This is a genomic window from Planktothrix sp. PCC 11201 (assembly GCF_900009135.1).
GTDB lineage: Bacteria > Cyanobacteriota > Cyanobacteriia > Cyanobacteriales > Microcoleaceae > Planktothrix.
Map to the genome: position 1 here is coordinate 153,926 of NZ_LT797701.1, position 21,174 is coordinate 175,099.

General features: G+C 40.3%; 16 protein-coding genes and 2 pseudogenes. 12 read left to right on the forward strand and 6 right to left on the reverse strand.

Annotated elements, in window-relative coordinates; genetic code table 11:
- Nucleotides 1-18: 18 nt before the first annotated feature.
- The 6 genes and pseudogenes from PL11201_RS10980 (at nt 19) to PL11201_RS11005 (ending at nt 5,638) form a co-directional block, all read left to right on the forward strand.
- The gene (locus tag PL11201_RS10980; RefSeq protein WP_079678655.1) at nt 19-393 is read left to right on the forward strand and encodes a hypothetical protein; all 375 of its coding nucleotides are present in this window, start codon (nt 19-21) and stop codon (nt 391-393) included.
- Entirely contained in the window at nt 369-1,370 is a 1,002-nt protein-coding gene (locus tag PL11201_RS10985) for an AAA family ATPase (RefSeq protein WP_079678656.1), read from the forward strand. The genes PL11201_RS10980 and PL11201_RS10985 overlap by 25 nt, the downstream gene beginning before the upstream one ends.
- A gap of 309 nt (nt 1,371-1,679) precedes the next feature.
- Nucleotides 1,680-2,840 carry a hypothetical protein gene (locus PL11201_RS10990; RefSeq protein WP_079678658.1) on the forward strand — a complete coding sequence of 387 codons (1,161 nt, stop codon included), beginning with the start codon at nt 1,680-1,682 and terminating at the stop codon, nt 2,838-2,840.
- Between the two features lie 18 nt (nt 2,841-2,858).
- A pseudogene (locus PL11201_RS10995) lies at nt 2,859-3,977 on the forward strand (ISAs1 family transposase).
- Between the two features lie 348 nt (nt 3,978-4,325).
- Nucleotides 4,326-4,940, forward strand: a pseudogene (locus PL11201_RS11000) (formylglycine-generating enzyme family protein); the annotation flags it as partial.
- A 476-nt stretch (nt 4,941-5,416) separates the two neighbouring features.
- A complete protein-coding gene (locus tag PL11201_RS11005) occupies nt 5,417-5,638 on the forward strand; it encodes a hypothetical protein (protein WP_339394360.1) in 222 nt (73 codons plus the stop codon).
- Nucleotides 5,639-5,676: 38 nt separating this feature from the next.
- On the opposite strand, the gene PL11201_RS11010 is transcribed toward PL11201_RS11005, so the two are convergent.
- Nucleotides 5,677-6,573 carry a prephenate/arogenate dehydrogenase gene (locus tag PL11201_RS11010; RefSeq protein WP_079678662.1) on the reverse strand — a complete coding sequence of 299 codons (897 nt, stop codon included), beginning with the start codon at nt 6,571-6,573 and terminating at the stop codon, nt 5,677-5,679.
- 268 nt (nt 6,574-6,841) lie between these two features.
- On the opposite strand from PL11201_RS11010, the gene PL11201_RS11015 reads away from it, so the two are divergent.
- The 3 genes from PL11201_RS11015 to PL11201_RS11025 all read left to right on the forward strand — a co-directional run bounded on the left by PL11201_RS11015 (nt 6,842) and on the right by PL11201_RS11025 (nt 11,795).
- On the forward strand, nt 6,842-8,392 hold the full coding sequence (locus PL11201_RS11015; protein ID WP_079678663.1) for a pentapeptide repeat-containing protein: 1,551 nt from the start codon (nt 6,842-6,844) through the stop codon (nt 8,390-8,392).
- Nucleotides 8,393-8,605: 213 nt separating this feature from the next.
- Nucleotides 8,606-10,165, forward strand: coding sequence for a pentapeptide repeat-containing protein (locus PL11201_RS11020; protein ID WP_079678665.1), 1,560 nt, complete (start codon nt 8,606-8,608; stop codon nt 10,163-10,165).
- Between the two features lie 124 nt (nt 10,166-10,289).
- Nucleotides 10,290-11,795: a helicase C-terminal domain-containing protein gene (locus PL11201_RS11025; RefSeq protein ID WP_079678667.1), complete on the forward strand. Its 1,506-nt coding sequence runs from the start codon at nt 10,290-10,292 to the stop codon at nt 11,793-11,795.
- Nucleotides 11,796-11,814: 19 nt separating this feature from the next.
- Here the strand turns inward: PL11201_RS11025 and PL11201_RS11030 are convergent, their stop codons facing one another.
- The 3 genes from PL11201_RS11030 to PL11201_RS11040 form a co-directional block, all read right to left on the reverse strand.
- Nucleotides 11,815-12,477, reverse strand: coding sequence for a Uma2 family endonuclease (locus tag PL11201_RS11030; protein ID WP_079678668.1), 663 nt, complete (start codon nt 12,475-12,477; stop codon nt 11,815-11,817).
- Between the two features lie 278 nt (nt 12,478-12,755).
- Nucleotides 12,756-13,358: an ATP-dependent Clp endopeptidase proteolytic subunit ClpP gene (gene clpP / locus PL11201_RS11035; RefSeq protein WP_079678670.1), complete on the reverse strand. Its 603-nt coding sequence runs from the start codon at nt 13,356-13,358 to the stop codon at nt 12,756-12,758.
- A gap of 50 nt (nt 13,359-13,408) precedes the next feature.
- A complete protein-coding gene (locus PL11201_RS11040) occupies nt 13,409-14,524 on the reverse strand; it encodes an acyltransferase family protein (RefSeq protein WP_079678672.1) in 1,116 nt (371 codons plus the stop codon).
- 704 nt (nt 14,525-15,228) lie between these two features.
- On the opposite strand from PL11201_RS11040, the gene PL11201_RS11045 reads away from it, so the two are divergent.
- The gene (locus tag PL11201_RS11045) at nt 15,229-15,792 is read left to right on the forward strand and encodes a hypothetical protein (protein WP_079678673.1); all 564 of its coding nucleotides are present in this window, start codon (nt 15,229-15,231) and stop codon (nt 15,790-15,792) included.
- On the opposite strand, the gene PL11201_RS11050 is transcribed toward PL11201_RS11045, so the two are convergent.
- Nucleotides 15,740-18,325 carry a carbamoyltransferase HypF gene (locus PL11201_RS11050; RefSeq protein ID WP_079678675.1) on the reverse strand — a complete coding sequence of 862 codons (2,586 nt, stop codon included), beginning with the start codon at nt 18,323-18,325 and terminating at the stop codon, nt 15,740-15,742. The genes PL11201_RS11045 and PL11201_RS11050 overlap by 53 nt on opposite strands.
- A gap of 199 nt (nt 18,326-18,524) precedes the next feature.
- Between PL11201_RS11050 and PL11201_RS11055 the strand changes: the two genes are divergently transcribed.
- The gene (locus tag PL11201_RS11055; protein WP_079678677.1) at nt 18,525-19,799 is read left to right on the forward strand and encodes a pentapeptide repeat-containing protein; all 1,275 of its coding nucleotides are present in this window, start codon (nt 18,525-18,527) and stop codon (nt 19,797-19,799) included.
- Between the two features lie 11 nt (nt 19,800-19,810).
- Here the strand turns inward: PL11201_RS11055 and PL11201_RS11060 are convergent, their stop codons facing one another.
- Entirely contained in the window at nt 19,811-20,128 is a 318-nt protein-coding gene (locus tag PL11201_RS11060; RefSeq protein WP_079678678.1) for a DMT family transporter, read from the reverse strand.
- A 204-nt stretch (nt 20,129-20,332) separates the two neighbouring features.
- Between PL11201_RS11060 and PL11201_RS11065 the strand changes: the two genes are divergently transcribed.
- Nucleotides 20,333-21,157 carry a spherulation-specific family 4 protein gene (locus PL11201_RS11065; RefSeq protein ID WP_079679560.1) on the forward strand — a complete coding sequence of 275 codons (825 nt, stop codon included), beginning with the start codon at nt 20,333-20,335 and terminating at the stop codon, nt 21,155-21,157.
- Nucleotides 21,158-21,174 lie beyond the last annotated feature (17 nt).

The window sequence follows — 21,174 nt, forward strand, 5'->3', positions numbered from 1 at the left end:
TTTAATGACTTTAAAAACTTGATTAACGAATTTTGGAAACCGATTTTGGCTAGGGTAAATCCAGAAAAATCTGGTAAGATTTTAATGTTTATGATCTCTAGTGGCAAAGAAAATAATTGGCAAACGGAATGGAAAAATTGTGATATGTTAAAAGATGCGATCGCAGAACTCACTCCAGCTAATCCTTTTAAAGCAAAAGATTTAATTGAAATTCTCCCTAGAATTGCTTTTGAATTTGAGATAACGCTTAAAGAAGATCCAGCTACTCTTTCTCAAAGTATCCTAGAAAAAGGTCAAGGAGGAACAGAAAAAATAATTCGGGCTTTATATCGACAATTCGACTGTAAAACTGAGGACTTAATGCGACAATGGCAAACCTACCCACACCAATAAACCCTAACACCAAAATTCAATATACAAAAGATGAAACTGGAGAATTTCCACCCCCTAAAGGGGGAGAATGGAATGATTTAGTTGACCAACAAATTTACCCCTATTATCCCAGTGATGGGTTAGTAGAAGCGGTTAATTTAGCCATTCGTCTCAACCGTCCTTTACTGTTAGAAGGAGAGCCCGGATGTGGTAAAAGTCAGTTAGCGGCGGCGGTTGCTTATCAACTGAATAAACGTTATCCTGATATTCAATGGAAATATAGACTCTGGAATATTCAATCTACCAGTAAAGCCCAGGATGGCTTTTATACCTATGATTATGTGGGAAGACTTCAAGCCGCACAATTAGACAAAGAAAAGGTACAAGATGACAACATAAACCCCCGTGACCCAGAAAATTTTATTAACTGGGGGCCATTAGGATATGCCTTTCGAGAACAGGACTGTCGGACTATTGTTTTAATTGATGAAATTGATAAAGCGGATAAAGACTTACCCAATGATTTATTATTAGCTATTGACCAACAGAAATTCCTGGTTAAAGAACTCCGAGAAGAAAATGGCGAACCCCGTTGGGAACGTGCTAATAAAGCTGCACCACCGATTATTATTATTACCTCTAACCGAGAACAGGAACTTCCCAGTGCCTTTTTGCGACGGTGTTTATATCATTATGTTGAATTTCCTGATAGGATACGGTTAACCGAAATTATTAATAGTCGGTTTAAGAATCCTCCGGCTATAATAGTTAAAGAGGCTTTAGATAAATTTATGAAACTGCGAGAGGCAATGGAAGAAGATGAACTCCCTAAACAAGTTAGTACCAGTGAATTAATTGATTGGTTTAAAGCCCTTTATGACTATCCTACGGGGGAAATTAAGGCAATGCTCGAAAAACCAGGAATTCCTCTACCAAGTACGTTACTCAAAGATCATAAGAGTTCTAATAGTTATCAGGATAAGCTGTTGAGCATTTAAACTGTATATTTTAGAGGCTGAAACCCCTTACTGGCTTGGATCGTCTCGAAAATTTAGATAATTAACAGCTTATTTAACCTAAAATCCCCAATCTCGTAGCAATTGTGTTATATTCTGATAGTTTAAGCCTTGAAATCAATTTCAGGCTAAAAGCTAAAACCCGTTGAAACGGGTTAATCAAGATCATTATTCAGTCATCTTTAGATGACTTCAGCTATTAGCCCGAACTTTAGTTCAGGGCATTAACTTAAAATGATCTTCCTAATTTCCCAACTAAACTCTATAACAATGTAAAACCTAACCTCAAAAATGACAACCGCTTTACCTCTGCTAAAATTATTTGAGCAACTCAAAAAAGCTGATTTTCCCCTAGGAATTGACCAGTATAATTTTGCAGTGGAAGCCTTAACCCAGTCTATTGAGGATGGTTTTGATCCGACTAATTTTGATAAAATAAAATACCTTTGTCAAGCCGTTTGGGTTAAATCTCCCGAAGAACAGCATCAGTTTGATACCTGTTGGCAAGAGTTAATTTTAAGTTCAAAAAACCCCGATAAGACCCCCCCAACCCCTATTGAAAAGGGGGGCAATTTAGATAAATATACTCCAGAAAATCCCGATGATACCCCCCCAACCCCCATTGAAAAGGAGGGCGATGGAGAACCGGAAGAATACTTAACAATTGAAACCCAAAACCTGCAAGTGGGAACTGCTATTTCTGTAAATTGGCAAGAAAGGTGTTATTTCCCCGTAACTCGTCAACAACTACGGGAAGGATGGGAAACCTTTAAACCGCAACGTCCAAAAACCTTTTTCAAGGAAATAGATATTCCCGCTACCGTTGAACAAATTACCAAAGATGGTTTTTTCATTAAACCTGTTTTCGCCCCCACCCAGACCCTAGAAATACCCCCAAAAGTCCTATTACTCCTCGACCAAAAAGGCTCAATGGCCCCCTTTCATCCCCTTTGTCGCCATTGGGTTAACCTGTGGTCAGGCGCGACGGTTTACTATTTCCATAACTGCCCAACCGATAGCTTATATCGTGACCCGCAACTGCGACAAGGGGAAGATATCGAAATTTTAAGTGAATTTTCCCCTAAGAATACCGTTGCTTTAATTATTAGTGATGCCGGGGCGGCAAAACAACGTTCAGTCCCTGACCGTTGGGACGAAACCGTAGAATTTCTCAACCTCCTCACCGATACCGTTTCCCGTGTCGCTTGGTTAAACCCTCTCCCCCGTCACCGTTGGTTAGATACGACTGCGGAGGATATCGCCAAAATATACCCCAAACAAGTCCCGATGTTTGCCCTCAACCCCGCAGAATATCAAAAAATGCTGCGTTGGTTACGTTGGGGTGACTCTTTCTCTAACTCCCCCATTACCAAGCAGGGCTGTTTCAAAGTCGGGTGGAAAAGAGTAAAGAAAGAGCGATCGCTACCTGGTAAAATCAAGAGCGATCGCTAGTTTTTTACAAAAATAAAGATGCTAACAACTCTAATAGAAAAACTGAAAAAAGTCAAGGATTACCGGAAAGCCCAGGGAATAAGGCATCCGCTCTGGGTAGTATTATTAATAGTCATTTTGGGGCTAATGTCGAGAAATTTAGGGTACAGAGAACTGGAAAATTTTGCCAAAATCAATCAAAAAGAACTTCGTCAAGTTTTAAAAATAAAGCGGGAAAAACTGCCATCATACTCAACAATAAGAAGAGCAATAGAAGGAGTAGATTGGTCAAATTTAATCGAGATATTTAATGAGTGGGCTAGTGATAATTATCCATATCAAGAAGAACTAGATTGGTTGGCAGTAGATGGAAAAAGTCTCAGAAGCACTCTCATAGATTATGGAAATAAATCCCAAAATTTTGTGATGATTGTTTCATTGTTTAGTCAAAGAACGGGATGTGTATTAAACCTGAAAAAGTTAGAGAACAAAAAAGAATCAGAAATCAGCCAAGCCCAATAGATAGTAAGGGATTGCCAGTTAAAAGGAAAGGTAATAACCTTTGATGCGTTGCATTGTAATCAGAAGACTGCTGCCCTAGTAATTGAGAGTGGAAATGATTATATAATGGCTTTAAAGAAAAATCAAAAAAAGTTATATGAGCAAGTGGAAACCGTAATAAAAAGTGAAAATCTTTTGAGTGTAGATGTAACCCATGAACACAGCCATGGCAGAAAAGTTACTCGAAAAGTTTCGATTTATCAAGTGAATAGAAACTTCCACAAAGGCTGGAAACATCTGAAATTTGTGATTCAGATAGAAAGAAGTGGCAACAGAGGAAAAAAACCCTACCAAGAAAAAGTATATTATATCAGTAGTGCTGTTAACGAGGCTCAAACCTTGGCTCAAATCATTAAAGGACATTGGGGGATTGAGAATCAATGCCATTGGGTAAAAGATGTAATTTTTCAAGAAGATAAAAGCCGAATTCGTAACTTTCAAGCGGCTACCAACTTCTCAACTCTAAGAACTCTGGTGATCAATCTTTTCAGAAGTTTGGGTTTTGTGTCAATAACAGAAGGACAACGGTGGTTAACTGAGCACTGGCACAAGATTTTCATTCTTTCGGAACTTTTTCCCCTAAAATTCTCAAGATAATCGAGTTTCTCCATCGGTAAAAATCCCAATAAAATAGATGTAAATTCTCTCTACGAAACCTGTAGAGAAGTTTTTGCTACTCAAAAATCAGAAAGATTATCCCCTGAGCAACATTCCAGACAATTCAGTTAGAATTACTCAGTTTTTTCGCCTCAAGGCGTGAAAATTGGGGACTCAATTTGACTCCCCAATTTTCTAAAATGAAACAGCCCTGCTTATCAAGGGGGGGCTTTAGGAGTTTCCCCCCAAACCCCTTTAACAAGCGAAGAAGATCCCCCCCAAACCCCCTTAGAAAAGGGGGCTTCAGGAACTTCCGGTTCCCCCCTTTCCCAAGGGGGGGCTAGGGGGGGATCTCACCGACCCGTAGAAAACGTTTCCTGGTACGATGCCGTCGAATTCTGTGCCCGACTGCTCCAACGCACCGGACGCCCCTACCATTTACCCTCAGAAGCTCAATGGGAATATGCTTGTCGTGCCCGAACTCAAACCCCCTTTTACTTTGGGGAAACCCTAACCAGTAATTTAGCCAATTATCAGGCACAAGATGAAAAAATAGGAGAAACTTTATATAAGGGAACTTATGCTGATGAATCTCCTGGTGAGTATCGGCAACAAACCACCCCCGTTGGTCAATTCCCTCCCAACACCTTTGGACTGTATGATCTCCATGGCAATGTCTGGGAATGGTGCGCCGACCCTTGGCATGAAAACTATGAAGGAGCACCAACGCAAGGAGAAGTTTGGGATGAGCAGAATAAGAATGATAATCGTTATCAAATCTATGATGTTGAAAATTTAACCAAATTATTAAGCAGCAATCAAAACCGGTTGCTTCGCGGTGGTTCGTGGTCCTTCGATCCCGGGCTTTGCCGCGGTGCCGTTCGTCTCTGGGACGGGCCGGGCGGTCGGATCTGCGTCTGCGGATTTCGTGTTGTTTCCCTCCCGTCTGCGTGGACTCTTTAGCCCTTTACCCTTTAGCCCTTTTGCCCTTTACCCTTCTTTTTTCTTTTCCCTTCTTCCCTTGTGTCCGAGCGAAGCGAGGATTTTTATTTTTTTTTAGCAAAATCTGTTAGGAAACCGTAGGGGCGGGTTCGCGTTAATCTAAAATTCCCACCCCAAAACCGCCTAAACCCCCCCCGACCCCGGAAGATCCCCCCAAGTCCCTCTTTTTNTTAAGAACATCTTGTCCCCCCCTTATTAAGTCACATCTTGTCCCCCCCTTTTAAGTCACATCTTGTCCCCCCCTTTTTAAGGGGGGCTAGGGGGGATCTTCTAGGTTTGGGCGGGTTTATTGAGGTTATTTGTTAATATCAAATATTGTGACGGAACCCGCCCCTACGGGTTAACAGCCAACTCTCAGAAACCGGGTTTTTGCGTTAACCTAATACTAAATATCAAAATCCCTAGAAAAACCCGGTTTCTCACCCCTTTAATTTATCATGGTTGAATTAATTATTTTATTAGCCTCTTTATTGGTAGCTTGGTTGGTTTTTACCTGGGCAGTTCAGGTGTTGAAAGCGAGTGTTAGTACAGCAATTGCGATCGCAGTTATTGTATTAGTTTTACAACTGGTATTTGGAATTGGGCCCCAGGAATTATTAGACCATTTGATTCAGTTACCGCAAAGGTTATGGGATTTGGTTGTTAATCGTCGTTTATAATAAATATAATAAGAGAGTCCTGAAGGACTCACTACGGGTTAGAAGTGGAATTTTAGTCGATCGCAATGGTTTTGATTTAACTGTTTATCTAGGGTTTCCCAGTCCTCTTGTTCAATATAATTGGTGATTTGATCTAGGGTTTGTTTGTAGGATTTGAGCGATCGCAATAGGGCTTCTCGATTATATTTTGCCATCATTAATCCTAATTCTGGATTTCCCCCCCCAACCCGACTGGTATCCCTAAATCCCGAACTGGCAAAATAGTGAGCTAATAAATCAACATCGGGATTATCTTCTAATCTTAAAGCCGCAATTAAACTCCCACTAATAATTACAGGTAAATGGGAAATCCAAGCCACCGCTCGATCATGTTCTTCCGGTTGACAATGGTAGATTTTAGCTTGCAATAAATTCACAATAGATTCTACAATTCTAATTGATTCTGGGGGTGTGTTGCTAGTCGGTGTAATCACATAGGGTTTATTAATAAATAAATCATGTTGTGCCGCGTCAATTCCGGTTTCCGTATTCCCCGCCATCGGATGTCCCCCGACAAAATTCGGCCATAATTCCGAACAACTGTCCACGATTGGTTTTTTCACAGAACCCACATCGGTTAAAATAGTATGGGGTTGTAAATAGGGAATTAGTTCTATAATAGTGGGAGCGATCGCAGCAATAGGCGTACAAATAAAAATAATATCAGCTTGACCCATCAAAGATAAATCCACACTAGCCTCATCCACAACCCCCCGGGCGACGGCAACCTCGCAAGTTTCCGGTTTCCGACTGATCCCCAAAATGCGATAGGATAGGGGTAGAGACACAGGAGAATCGGATAGGTAAATTTGGGTTTGGGTTTGTTGTCGATGGGTGAATAAATCTAAACCGAGTGATCCGCCAATTAAACCCAGTCCGATAATGCCAATATTCATCAATAAAGACTCCACTTAAATTATTAGGGAAAAGCGTTATTAAATCTATCACTTAAAGATCAATTTTACAATCATTTTATCAAGTTAATTTAAAGCTATTTAATGGGTTATTAAATAATTTAGCATTAAGTTGAATTGAAAAACGATTGTTTCAGGTTTAAACTAATATTATTAGAGCAATTTTACCCTTTTTATAGGTAGATAAATTTTACCATATTTTGCTATAATTTTCTATAATCAACCTCACTAATTTGGAGAGTTAGAAGGCATGGATGCCGATGAACTTCTGCTCAAATATCAATCAGGGACAAGGGACTTTACAGGTATTTTGCTTTGTGAAGCCAATCTCAGTCGAGCCAATCTCAGCCAAGCCAATCTCAGCCAAGCCATTTTGAGCATTACGAATCTCAGTGGTGCCAATCTTTCTGAAGTCAATTTCAGTCAAGCTAAACTCAATGTTGCCCGCTTGAGTGGTGCGAATTTAACTGGCGCTAGACTCGATGATGCGGTGCTCAATGTTGCCAATCTAATTCGCGCCGACCTCAGAGAAGCGTCTTTAATTAATGCTTCTTTAATTCGGGCTGAACTCATGCGTTGCGATTTGAGTAATGCTTTATTAATAGGGGCCAATCTCAGCGAAGCCGATTTGCGAGAAGCGACCCTGCGCCAAGCTAACCTAGAACAAGTCAATTTGAATGGGGCAAATTTAACCGATGCTATCTTAATTGGTTCTAATTTAGAACGAGCTAGTTTACATCGAGCTTGTGTTACCAAAGGAGATTTAAGAGGTGCTAATTTAAGCAATAGTGAATTGCGACAGGTAAATCTGTCTAAAGCTAATCTGAGTGGGGCTGATCTGCGCGGTGCAAATCTCCGTTGGGCCGATTTGAATGGCGCTAATTTAAGTGGGGCAAATTTAGAACAAGCTCGATTAAGTGGGGCGAGTTTGTGTGGAGCCAATTTGAGTGGGGCTAACCTAATGAATGCGGTTTTAATTCATGCGGATTTAACCCAAGCTAATTTAATTAATTCCGATTGTACTGGGGCGGATTTAACTGGTTCATCTTTAACCGGAGCTAAATTATATGGAGTATCTCGTTTTGACTTAAAAGCAGAAGAAATTACCTGTGATTGGATTGATTTAAGTCCCCTAGGAGACAGTAATCAGATTCAAACCTTTAGTCCTAAAGAAGCGAATAAATTTTTTAATGCTACCTTTCCGACGGTAGAAATTAGTGTTGATACCCGATTAGGATTTGAAGCCCATACAATTTTAGCTAAAATTTATCATTATCTGCAACAACAATCCTCCCTACTGAGTCAGCCGCCCACCTTGGAAGTTAATTCCCGACGCACAGTAATTTCATTCAAAATTGAATCCAATGAACAACTCTTTAATGTTGCTTATATTGCCATTTTACCCTTTAGGGATGCCGATGTTACCCAAAAAGCGATCGAAACCGCAATTAAACAGTTAACTCCTGACAATTGCGGTCATTTTCCAGTACAGTTATCTAATCGAATTGTACAATTAGGAGTGGAAATCGCTCAACAGATCCGTTTGTTGACCGATATTAAACTTCCCCAATCTTGGCAAGCAGAAATTGAAACCTCAACGCCTTTCTTTTTAAATCCCACAAGAACCATTCTCAGAAGTTCTAGCCATCAAAGTTTAATCCTCCATAGCCATGCTTATTTTGGCAGAAGTTTAGGCTGTTATTCTGAATCATCAGAAAGTTCAGAATCCCTGAACAATCCCTATTTAAACCCCAAACCCCTTGACACAGAAACTATCCTAAATTTTATTAAAGGATTTTAGGGCTTTTTGATCAAGGCTTAAGCCATAACTATAGCAATCCCAAATAGGTTGTAACATTTCAATACTGATATGAAACAGTCAGAAGTATTACCCCTGTTCCCAGATCCGGCGTTCCCTGTTCCCTTTTGATCAGGAATTTTGAACACAACTCAAATAGGATTGCTATAGAGAATCAATAATTATTCATTTAATCAGGGTTAAAGGATCACCATTATGATTGAAAGTGAATTAGTAAAAGTCTACCAAATTGTTAAAAGATATCAGGAAGGGGAGCGGGATTTTAGTGGAATTAACTTGAATGAAAATAATTTAAGCCGGATTAAATTGAGTCAAGCCAATTTAAGTGGGGCTTCTTTCATGGTCGCTAATTTAACCTCTGCTAATTTAAGTGGCTGTAACTTAACCGGAGCTAATTTTAATGTTGCTCGACTAAGTAATGCCAATTTGAGTAACGCCATTTTAGATCGAGCCACCCTCAATGTTAGCAATTTAGTGCGAGCCGATTTAAGCGAAGCCTCTCTAATTGAAAGTCTACTGATTCGCGGGGAATTAATTCAAGCATTATTGAGTAAAGCGAAATTAATTCAAGCCAACTTAAATGGGGCGGATTTAAGGGAAGCCAAAGTTGAACAAACCGATTTTACCTATGCTAATTTAAGTGGGGCGAATTTACGCGCTATTTTTGGGGTAGGAGCTTGCTTTAGGAGAGCAGATTTAAGGGGAGCCAATTTAACTAAAGCGGATTTACCCAAAGCGGATTTTAACTATGCAGAAATGCGACAAGTAAACCTGACCCATGCTAATTTAAGTGGGGCGGATTTAGGGGGAGCCAATTTACGCTGGGCGGATTTGCGGGGCGCGAATTTAGGCGGGGCAAATTTGAGCGAAGCTAACTTGAGCGGGGCAAATTTGAGTGGTGCTAATTTAAGTAATACTAATTTAGTGAAAGCCAGTTTTGTTCATGCGGATTTAACCCAAGCTAATTTAATTCAATCGGACTGGGTGGGGGCGGATTTATCGGGAGCCACCTTAACCGGAGCTAAACTTTATGATGTGCATAGATTTAGTTTAAAAGCCGAAGATCTCAAATGTGAATGGATTGATTTAAGCCCCAATGGAGATCATAGTCATGTTGTACATTTTAATCCTGAAACCCTGAAAAAATTTTTTAATCAAAGTCTTCCCCTGGTGCAAATTTTTGTGGATGCTCCGTTGGATTTTGAATCTAATTTAATTTTAATGACCATCTATCATAAATTAGCTCAAGTCTATCCGGTGATGAATCGTCCACCGAGTATTGAGGTGGATTATCGACGCACAACTTTAACCTTTATTGTCGAACGGGAAGAACATTTATTTCCCCTAGCTTGTATGATTATTTTTCCCTTTGATGATTCTTCCCCTACACAAAAAAATATTATTAGTTTGATGAAAAAAATTAAAGAAGAAAATTTAGGAAAAAATCGAAAAATTCAAATTTTAACCGCCATGAATCAAGTCATTATTAAAGCCAATGACTTTAAACTATTAGTCAAAGAAAATCAAGGTGATTCTCGGTCTGTATTTTTTAAATCCGCCACTCAAACCCTATTAAAAAATAGCAGTCAACAAAGTTTAATGGTTCATAATAATGCTAATTTTGGCAAACGCTTTGCTGATCTCTCTAGTCGTCAAACCGATGCCGATTTAACCCTCAATTCCCGTCAATCTAATCTACCGGATTTTAAAGAGATGATTGATTTTATCGAAAGTTTTGATTATCTTAGTCATTAGGAATAGGGAATAGGGAATAGGCAATAGGCAATAGTTTGCTCCCCCTACTTCCCCTGCTCCCCCTGCTCCCCCTGCTCCCCCTACTTCCCCTGCTCCCTATTCCCCGCTATGTTTTTGAACGAATTTGATAGAAGTTGAAGTCCATAACTTACTGCGAAACCTGCTCAAGTCCCAAACCGAAGCCCTGTGGCCCCATCATCTGACCATGGCCCGCCTAGTGGCTCGGGCGTTACGTTTGGGACGGGATGCTTTAATTCAAACGGGGATTCCCCCCAGCCACTATCATCATTCCTATCGGTTGAGTTATTGGATACCATTATTAGTCTGGCATCAACCAGTAATTGTGGTGGCGCCCGATGGGATTTTGGACGAACTCCAAAGACTGAATTTACAACCCTGGATTAATCCTGACCTAATTGTCAATAAACCCATTCTCCGAGGGGATTTCTGGCCCAATGATAGCTTTTCGGGGGTCTTATTAACAACCCCTTCAGCCTGGTTATCCAGTCGCTTCCGGGAGGATCACCGCTTTCCTCAGCAAATTCTGACGGTGATTGATGGGGTTGATGATTTGGAAACCTGGACACGCCAAACCCTAACGGTTAGTTTACATCCCCAGGACTGGAATGATTTGATGCAGCAGCAACCCCACCAGGGGGAAACCATTCGAGACACCCGCATACACCTGACTCGGATTTTGTTCCAACATCCCCCCAATCCCTATCAATGTTATGTTTTAGACAGTCCAGAACAGAAAATAGTTGAGCAACTGTATGCACGGGTTGATCCTCAGTTATCTGAATGGCAGAGTTTTTGGCAACGTTGGCAACGGCCGGGACAGCTAAAATGGGCCGTAGTGGATCGGATATTGGGAACCTTTTCTCTGTTTTGTGGCCCGGTGGATGTGGCATCGGAGTTAAGTCACCTTTGGCCCCAACAGCCCGTGGTTTTGATTGGAGGAGCCTTAGATTTAGATAAACAGGCTCCGATTTATCGCCAAGCGGTGGGACTCGGAGAAATTACGGGGGTAAAATTTACCCCTGATCGACAAAGCCAACTGATCCAACTTTATATCCCATCGGGTTTTCCTTTACCCAATACTCCCCAGTATCAAATAGCTTTGACTAAAGAGCTTCACACTATTTTATATATGAGTTTGTCAGTCCAAGGATTCAGTGTTTTATTAGTGGGAGATGTTCCGTTAAAAGCCCAAGTAAGTACGGCGATGGCGGCGGAATTTGGTTCTCGGGTGCGGGTAGAAACCACGGATTTACCGGAAAATGCAGTTTTAGTTACAGGTTGGGAGTTTTGGCGAGAACATCAGGGCCGTTTACCTTCACCTCATTTATTAGCGATCGCCACCTTACCTATTCCTTCTTTAGAAGATCCTTTAGTGGCTGGACAGGTCGCCTACTATAAACAACAACATCGAGATTGGTTCCGGTTTTATTTATTACCAAAAGCATTAAGTGAACTCCAACGGGCCGTTGCCACGGTGCGGGATAGTCAGGGGGTTGTCGCCCTATTTGATAGTCGGGTCTTACATCGCAGTTACGGAGAACAGGTCTTAACCGCCTTGAGTCCCTCCGCCCGCATTAATTATTTAGATACGTTGTGGTTAGTCCAGTAGCTACACCCCTTGTCCTGATTCAAAGATTTGGATCAACTCCTAAGCTTTTCAACCGTTCTTCTAAGGCTTTTAATCGAGCTTCTGCTAGTTCCGCCCGTTGCCTTTCCTGTTGTAATTTTTGCCCTAATTCTACAAACGTTAAAAACCGTTCTCCCGTGGGGGTAAAAATTTGTAATTCTTCCGCCATCTCAAAACGAACTCCTAGACGGGGACTGACCCAACCTTGAATTTCTTCAATAATTGTTAATTGTCCATCAATGATTTGCCATCCGGCAAAATCTACGTTTTCAGGATCATAGAGATAATATTCCTCCACGCCATACCGTTGATAAAATTGTAGTTTAGCCGCCATTTCTTTAATTGTATTTCCGGGGGAAAGAATCTCAAATACCACTTGGGGTGGGATATTATCTTCTTGCCATTGTTGATAGGAACCCCGATAACCCTTGGGACGACCAAAAACCACCATCACATCCGGGGCGCGACGAATTGTATTATTTCCTTCCATGGGATACCAGAGCAAATCCCCCGCTACAAACACATTAGAATTGTCAGCAAATAACAGGTCTAAATTTTCTTTGATGGTAACAATCCATTGAAATTGCTGGGTATTATCAGCCATCGGTTGACCGTCACTATCCGAATAAATAATCGGGGTTTGGAATAGTTGTTGTTGGATCATAATAGGATTTTTCCCTGGAATTAATCAGTTTTGGGAATCCGTTATTTGAAAAAATTCTCACCATTGAAAGTGCCTCCCAGATCATCGGTGTCAACTTAAGTCTAAAAGCCTTGAAATCAATTTCAGGCTCAAAGCTAAAACCCGTTAAAACGGGTTGATGAAGAATGATTTTAGTCATCTTCAGATGACGATCGCTTTTAGCCCGAAATTTATTTCAGGGCTAACGTGGGTTAAGTTGACACCGATGCTCCCAGATGGGAGGACAACTTTAAAATTAATTAACTCACAACTGGATTAGAAACCGAGGGACGACGGTTAATTACTTGGTCAATTAAACCGTAGTGCATGGATTCTTCCGCCGACATGAAGAAATCCCGTTCGGTGTCATCCTCAATCCGTGATAGGGGTTGACCGGTGTGGTCAGCTAAATGTTGATTCAGGCGTTTTTTCAGATATAAAATTTCCCTGGCCTGAATCTCAATATCCGTCGCCTGTCCCTGAGCTCCCCCTAACGGTTGGTGAATCATAATCCGCGAATGGGGAAGACTCATCCGTTTACCCTTAGCCCCCGCACTCAACAGAAACGCCCCCATACTGGCGGCTAAACCCAGACAAATGGTAGAAACATCGGGGCGGATGTGGTTCATGGTGTCAAAAATCCCTAAACCCGCCGACACCGAACCTCCTGGGGAGTTGATGTAAAGGTAGATATCTTTTTCTGGGTCTTCAGCATCAAGGAACAGCATCTGGGCCACAATTAAGTTGGCTAAATCGGCGGTTACCTGTTGTCCGAGAAAGATAATGCGATCGCGTAATAGCCGAGAATAGATATCAAAGGCTCTTTCGCCACGACCCGATTGTTCAATAACGGTTGGGATCATAACACTCTGCTGCTAATGGTCATTCTCTGTCATTGTAGCGATTTCGGGTTTCAAACTTTCACAAACCATTCCTGGCGATACATCACATAGGATACCAGCCACCAAAATAACAGGGTGGTGATCGCAAAGGCTAGAGATCCATTCATCGCGCCGAACCCCGACTGGAATAGGGTTTCATACAACCAAGTTTTAGCGCTGGGGGCTTGTGGAGAATTGCCAATTTTAATTAAATTCAGAATTCTTGCCACAAAACCAGAAGCCACAAATATGGTTAGGGCGTTTAATCCCATAACTTTAAAGGGAAATCCCCATTTTGTCCAGCCTCGGACTTCGATGGTTTCATAACAGAAAGCTAACAAAAGTAATGACCAACCAGCGGTAACAATTACAAAGGAACTTGTCCACAGGGACTTATTCAGGGGAAACAATTCCGCCCATAAATAACCAATCACAAAACAACTAATTCCAAATACGACTAAACTGGCACTGGTATCGGTTCTAATCGGTTGTTTTCTAATCCAATTTCCGGTTAAATATCCACCTAAAACCGAAACAACGGCGGGGAAGGTACTAAAAAGTCCTTCGGGATCATAAAATCCCCCTTTCCACAAATGGGATTGACCTAAAATTAGGCGATCCATATAGGCGGCAAAATTTCCTTCCGGGCTGAGGTTTCCGATTCCATAACCCGGAACAAAAACAAATTGCATTAGGAGATAATAGCCTAATAAAATACCGCCAGCTAGTAGCCATAATCCTTTTCTGGAGAGGTTAAAAATGGCGATCGCTGCTAAAAAATAAGCTATCCCAATCCTTTGTAAAACCCCCATAATTCTAATTTCGGCGAGGTTATAACTGGGGAAGCCATTCAGCAGTAATCCTAATAAAAATAATATCCCAGACCGTTGAGCAATTTGTAGATAAATCGATTTAGGAAGAATGGTTTCCGGTGCTCGATATTCTTCGGTATATTTAGACAAAGAAAAAGCCATGGCTACCCCGACAATAAATAGAAAAAACGGAAATACCAAATCCGTCGGAGTACAACCATTCCATTGAGCATGATCCAGCCAAGGATAGACATAATCCCAGCTACCCGGATTATTGACTAATATCATACTGGCGATCGCAATTCCCCGAAATACATCCAAAGCCTGTAGCCGCATAAGTGCATCCTCAACCTTGGAATTTATTATTTCATGAAATCAATAAAAATTCGGGTCAATTATCCCTCTATCCTAAATATCAACTTTTACAAAGTATCAACTAGGGCGAAAAAAGGACTAACCCGATAGGCTATGATTAAAAATAGTAGTAGTCTATTGAGGAAAATAAAAGATACACCTGATGGCAAAATTCCCTGACTGATCAACCCCCCTGATGGCTTTCGTGTGAACCCCTGATGGGTTAGTTGGACAAACATGGACACTACGGACAAGTCACGTCTGAGTTATTGATCAATCGAGATATGCGAGTCTATGTTAATTATGGCAGGCAGATTTTAAAGATTTCAAGAGGTCTTTTGCAATCACCCACTTTTCCTGAATATAACTGAATTGATAGCAAATTCAAGAACAGTTTCAAGTTTTAGGTTAAGCTGCCTTTAGATTGATCTTTGCTGCGTGTTAACTCAAATTCTCTCTCAAATAAACCGGGTATTGGCTGCAATAGATTCCCATTCGACTTGACACCCTCACCCCATTGAGTTTGAATATCATCAAGTCCATACCGTTTGTCTACAACCCCATCCGTGAGTCTGAGGATGCTTGTAGCCCGTGATTCACGGAAAATGGTGCTTACACATCAAAAATCATCTAGGACGATCTGAGTCGAGTTGAAATTTTATCTCTTGTAATGGGCTGGTAGACAAATGGAAACGGAAACCAAAAGGCAACGGGCAGCAACTAATACGATCGTTCGACGACAGGCAACACCGAAAGAACGAGAGTTAATTCATCTGTTAGCAAATTTAGGCTGTTCTCAAGCGAAATATGGGTTGAGACACGCCACAAGCAAACAGTTAATTAGTCCTGAAGAACGGTTACGATTAGCAGAATGGCATTACCTTCGTTTACAACAAATTCGTCGCGTTGAACGCAGTTTAGACCCGGTTGCTACCCTCAAACGAGTCTATTTTAAAAGTAAGTTAAGTCCCCGCAATTTAGAGTCTTTAAAACTATTGTGGGTTGAAGATGAAAAAACCCGGGTTAAACGAGTAGACCCGGAACTCGATGATCTGCTTTGTGAGGCTTTGGATAAAGGAGACACCCTCAAGCAAATTTTTCGGATTATTGAGGTGAAGGAAAGACAATTTGCGCGTACTCCTGAACCGGGAAAAATTCCCCTCTGGGTGAAGGAATGGGAAGATTCCAGTTATGAAATCAACTACTTTCCCCCATCTTTCCCTGATTGGGCGCAAATCGTTGATGATTAATTAAAAATGCAGTTTGTCCTAAAGCCAGTCCTCCATCATTAGGAGGATTTTTTTGTGACCAATAAACCCTAAATTCTTCTTGACAAAGCCGGGATATTGTGCGTTCAATTAAATATTTATTCTGAAAACATCCCCCACTTAAAGTTATGGTTTTTTCGCCTAATTTCTTACTAATTTCTATTATTGCTTCCACTAAACTATTATGAAATTTAGCTGAAATTAAATTAATCGGTTTTTCGTTAATTTTATCCTCTAATATACCTTTAATAATCAGTTCCCAATTAAGGTAATACCTACAATTATAACTCCTATTATCCATATTCTCCCCCTTTTCTAAGGGGGGTTGGGGGGGATCAAAATTCCTTCTATTCTCCCCCTTTTCCAAAGGGGGTTGGGAAGAATCAAACCATTCAAACGGATAATATTCATCGGTTTCTAAATCATCAATGGCAAATTCTAAAGCCATAGCCGCTTCTCCTTCAAAACTAACCTTTTGACAGATTCCTAATAAACCCGCCACTCCATCAAATAACCGTCCCACACTAGACGTTAAAGGAGTATTTAAGTTACGGTTTAACATCGTTTGGATAATTTTTAATTCTTGAGGTTTAAAAGATGCCATCAATTCTAAATTTATCCCAGAATTAAATAGATCATTTCCCCACAATTCATAGAGTAATCCTAAAGCAATTCGTCGAGGTTCAGATACCGCTTTATCTCCCCCTGGAAGGGGAAAAGGGCGAAAAGAAGCAATACGTTGAATTTGGGTTTCTGTGACTTGAAAAAACTCTCCACCCCAAATAGTGCCATCGAGTCCATATCCGGTTCCATCCCAAGCAATTCCTAGTAGGGGAGGGTGTAAATTATGTTCAGCAATAACCGCAAAAACATGGGCGACATGATGTTGAACTCGGACTATCGGATATTGATTCTGTTGGGATAGTTTTTCTGCAAATTGGGTGGAATAATAGTCGGGATGGGCGTCACAAACAATTATATTCGGTTGAAAATCATAGATATTACTCAGACTATTAATCACTTCCTGAAATGTGGCTAAAGCCAGGGGGTTTTCTAAGTCCCCAATATGTTGACTTAAGAAGGCTTTTTGATTAAATGCGATTGCAATTGTACTCTTTAAATGACCACCCAATGCTAAAATTTTTATTGGCTTTTCTATTGACAAATCCGAAGATTGTGGTAAACTAAAGTTAGTTTGATAGAATGGGGATCTGTTTGCGCCTACAGGGTCAGGTAGAGAAATTGGTAACGGCGCGTAACCCCTAGCCCGACGCAACACCATTTCTTGATCTGCAATAATTCTCACAATTGAATCATCAATAGGTCTAAGAATGGGGCGGTTATGAACTAAGAAAAAATCCGCGATGGTATTCAGACGAGTCACCACTTCCGCTTCATCAATACAAATCGGTTCACTCGCAAAATTTCCACTGGTTGTGACGATAGGAAAGTTCAAGTTTGCTAATAATAAATGATGGATAGGGGTATAGGGTAACATCACCCCTAAATAGGGATTTTCTGGGGAAATTACCCCCCCTAACCCCCCCTTGGTAATGGGGGGAAATGTTTGAGGGTTTTCTTGTCCCCCCATTAGTAAGGGGGGATGGGGGGGGTCATACTTTCGTAATAAAACAATGGGAGCAGCAGGAGAAGATAATAACTTTTCTTCCAATTTTGAAACGTAACAATCCTGTTTGACCTGTTCTAAATTAGGATACATTACCGCCAAAGGTTTGGCGGGGCGGCGTTTGCGTTGACGTAAATTTTGTACGGCGGTTTCATTTCTAGCATCAACGATTAAATGAAATCCTCCTAACCCTTTTAACGCTAAAATTTTTCCAGAACGAATAATATTTGTCGCCTGTTTTAGAGCTTGATTTAAACTAGCAATAACATTACCGTTTTTATCCCATAATTCTAATTGTGGCCCACAAACAGGACAAGCATTAGGTTGGGCGTGAAATCGACGATTTAAAGGATAATTATATTCATTTTGACAATCGGAACACATTGTAAATGTTGCCATGGTGGTCTGATTTCGATCATAGGGTAAATCCCGAATAATCGAATAACGCGGCCCACAGTTGGTACAGTTAGTAAAAGGGTATTGATAACGGCGATTTTTAGGATCAAAAATATCCTGTAAACAGTCAGAACAGGTTGATAAATCGGGTAAAACAATAGCGGTTTTTTGAGGATGGGTTGTGGATTCAGAAACCTGTATTTCAAATTCAGAATAACCCACCGGGGTTAACCAAACCGCATCTAAGGTTTCAATTTCAGATTGAGGAGGTTTTTCCTTTAAAATCCGGTATTGAAATTGTTCTAAATTCTGACGGAAACCTTCAACTTCAATTAAGACGCCCCGAACCGAATTATTCACCCATCCCGTCAAGTTTAACTCCGTTGCGAGGCGATAAATAAACGGACGAAATCCAACGCCTTGGACTATTCCTTGAATGATTAGTTGGAGGCGATGTTGTTGGGAATTAAGATTAGACTCACATTGTGACATAGACTCAGAATCAGAACTATTCTATTATAGCTATATTGGCAAGAGATTGCACAAACTATATTAATTTAGGATAAAATTATGAAAAAAATTATCTCGGTTTGGAGATTTAACCCCCTCCTCATCGGTAGAAAATTGTGGTATGAAAGGTACAACATAATTGTCATCTACTAGACCCACCAGGGTAGAATGATTAGAAAAAATGCTAGAACCGAACCAAAAAGAACACTTTGATTCTCCCAACCCCTTGTCCAGTTTAGAATCACCGGATTTAGGTACAAAATCAGACCCTTTAACCCGATTACCGAGGAAAACGATTGCTAATATCATTTTGCCAGTTGTAGCGATTTTGAGTACATTAATAGCGATTTGGATTTGGGTAGAAAATAGTCGCCTGAGTCAACGTTTACAAACAGAACAATCTCGTTTAAGCTCATCATCATCAAAAAATCAACCTCAAAATCCCCAAGAAACTCTGCTAAAAACAAAGAAATGCCCTGATTGTAATTTGAGTAGAGCTAATTTGAAAAAGGCTAATTTAAGAGAAGCCTATTTGTGGAAAGCTAACTTAGAAAATGCCGATTTGAATGATGCAAATTTAGAGTTAGCTGATTTACGCGGTGCGACCTTAACCATGGCTGATTTACGCGATAGTCAACTGGCAAGTGCTAATTTAGGATATGCTAATTTAACCGGAGCGAACCTAAATAATGCTGATTTACAACGGGTTAATTTATGGCAAGCTAACTTAAAAAATGCTCAACTCAATAATACTGTATTTATACAGGCTGATTTACGTCAAGCCAATTTAGAATCGGCTAATTTAGAATCGGCTAATTTCTTGACTGCTAATTTAACCGGAGCGAATCTGAAACAAGCAAAATTAGGAAATGCTAATCTGAATGGGGCCAATTTAGAAAATGCTAATTTAGCAGAAGCTAATTTACAAAATGCAATTTTAACCGAAGCTAATTTAACCGAAGCTAATTTGGGAAATGCTATTTTAAATGGGGCTAATTTAACAAATGCTAACCTATCAGAAGCAGTGTTATGGTTAGCAAAACTAGAAAAAGCTAATTTAGAAAAAGCTAATTTAGGAAAAGCTAAGTTAGGCTATGCTAAACTGAATCAAGCTAACTTGAATCAAGCTCAATTAATTGATGCCGTATTAGAAGGAGCCAGTTTAGAAGATACGGATTTGCAAAAGGCAAATTTAAAAGGTGCAAAATTGGAACGGGCTAATTTATTAGGAGCTTATTTAGAACGGGCTAATTTACAGGAAGCCAACTTAGCCGGGGCAGATTTACGAGGAGCAAATTTAAGTAAAGCCAACCTAAAAAATGCCTATTTACAAGGGGCAAATTTACGCGGTGCTAATTTAAAAGGGGCAGATTTAGAGGGAACAAATCTACGCGATGCACAGTTTAAAGGGGCAACAATGCCCAATGGAAAGATGTATGTTGACGAGGAAAAATAATATGAATTAAATTAGGAAGAAGTTGCTTTTAAACCAATTAAAGAAACTACTAATAAACCCACAAAAAATAACCGTCCTAAACTAACGGGATCTTTAAAAAAAATAATTCCAACAATTATCGTTCCTAATGCTCCAATTCCTGTCCAAACAGCGTAAGCAGTGCCGATAGGAATGGTTTCCATAGCTTTGCTTAAGAACCAAAAACTTAACGCCCCAAAGCCAATAAACGCCAAAATTGCAGGGAGTTTTGTTAGTCCTTCTGAGAGTTTCAGAAAACTGGAAAATCCCAATTCAAATAATCCGGCTAAAATTAAATAAATCCAACCCATTTTTTTAAAACTAAACGAAGTAGGGCTATCTATGTTCATCCCCTTAACATAGTTAAAATTATATCGTACATCAGGCAATCTTAGAATAGGTAATGCTAAAATCTGCGGAATATGGAGTTGAAAATTTCGCCCAACTTGTTCTATAATTATGAAAGCGTGGTTAGAGAGCGTCGAAAAACAGTTTCCCCAAATATTTTCCCCAAAATGCCTAATTTCAACGCCAAAATTGGTACCTTGACTGTGATATTTTTGTTGTCATCTTTATTAACAGTCTGTTCAGCAAAACAACCCGAACATTCCACTCAAATGCAAGTGCTAATCCCCTTATATTCCTATCCCACTTGGTATAATTCCCAGACTTATTTTTGGCCAGAAGTTGTCAAAGCAGCCGAAAAAGTACCCATTACAGCAGTAATTAATCCGAATAATGGCCCCGGTGGAAGTCCGCCCAATCAGGACTATACCAAAGGTCTAAAGGATCTGCGTCAAGATAATATTACGATCCTAGGATATGTTGCGACTAACTATGGTAAGCGTGATATTCAGCAAGTCAAAAACGATATTGATGTCTATAGTAAATACTACGATCTTCAGGGTATTTTCTTCGATGAAGCTGCGAGTGGAGCGGATAAATTAGACTACTATCAAGAGATATATAACTATACTAAAGCTAAACCCAATTTAGATACCGTGGTACTGAATCAAGGAACTCATCCAGACGAAGGTTATCTAAGTAAACCCGCCGCAGATATTGCTATAATTTTTGAGAATTATTCTAAAGAATGGCCGAACTATCAACCTTCTCCCTATGTCAGTAATTATGATCCTAAACGTTTTTCGGGCTTAATTCATACCGTACCCGATGCAGCCACGATGAAAAGCCATATTGACAAAGCAGTGGAAAGGAATATCCAATATATTTATATCACAGATGATAGCCCCGATAGTCCAGACAAAGACCCCTGGAATAGCCTACCCTCTTATTGGCAAGAAGAAGTCAATTATATTCAATCCTTAAATCAAAGGTAAAAAGGGAACAGGGAACG

Excerpts from the sequence above, each read along its gene's own strand:
- PL11201_RS10985 (WP_079678656.1), top strand. The coding sequence starts at position 369 with ATGGCAAACCTACCCACACCAATAAACCCTAACACCAAAATTCAATAT.
- PL11201_RS10990 (WP_079678658.1), top strand. The coding sequence starts at position 1,680 with ATGACAACCGCTTTACCTCTGCTAAAATTATTTGAGCAACTCAAAAAA.
- PL11201_RS11005 (WP_339394360.1), top strand. The coding sequence starts at position 5,417 with ATGGTTGAATTAATTATTTTATTAGCCTCTTTATTGGTAGCTTGGTTG.
- PL11201_RS11010 (WP_079678662.1), bottom strand. The coding sequence starts at position 6,573 with ATGAATATTGGCATTATCGGACTGGGTTTAATTGGCGGATCACTCGGT.
- PL11201_RS11015 (WP_079678663.1), top strand. The coding sequence starts at position 6,842 with ATGGATGCCGATGAACTTCTGCTCAAATATCAATCAGGGACAAGGGAC.
- PL11201_RS11020 (WP_079678665.1), top strand. The coding sequence starts at position 8,606 with ATGATTGAAAGTGAATTAGTAAAAGTCTACCAAATTGTTAAAAGATAT.
- PL11201_RS11030 (WP_079678668.1), bottom strand. The coding sequence starts at position 12,477 with ATGATCCAACAACAACTATTCCAAACCCCGATTATTTATTCGGATAGT.
- clpP (WP_079678670.1), bottom strand. The coding sequence starts at position 13,358 with ATGATCCCAACCGTTATTGAACAATCGGGTCGTGGCGAAAGAGCCTTT.
- PL11201_RS11040 (WP_079678672.1), bottom strand. The coding sequence starts at position 14,524 with ATGCGGCTACAGGCTTTGGATGTATTTCGGGGAATTGCGATCGCCAGT.
- PL11201_RS11045 (WP_079678673.1), top strand. The coding sequence starts at position 15,229 with ATGGAAACGGAAACCAAAAGGCAACGGGCAGCAACTAATACGATCGTT.
- PL11201_RS11050 (WP_079678675.1), bottom strand. The coding sequence starts at position 18,325 with ATGTCACAATGTGAGTCTAATCTTAATTCCCAACAACATCGCCTCCAA.
- PL11201_RS11055 (WP_079678677.1), top strand. The coding sequence starts at position 18,525 with ATGCTAGAACCGAACCAAAAAGAACACTTTGATTCTCCCAACCCCTTG.
- PL11201_RS11060 (WP_079678678.1), bottom strand. The coding sequence starts at position 20,128 with ATGGGTTGGATTTATTTAATTTTAGCCGGATTATTTGAATTGGGATTT.
- PL11201_RS11065 (WP_079679560.1), top strand. The coding sequence starts at position 20,333 with ATGCCTAATTTCAACGCCAAAATTGGTACCTTGACTGTGATATTTTTG.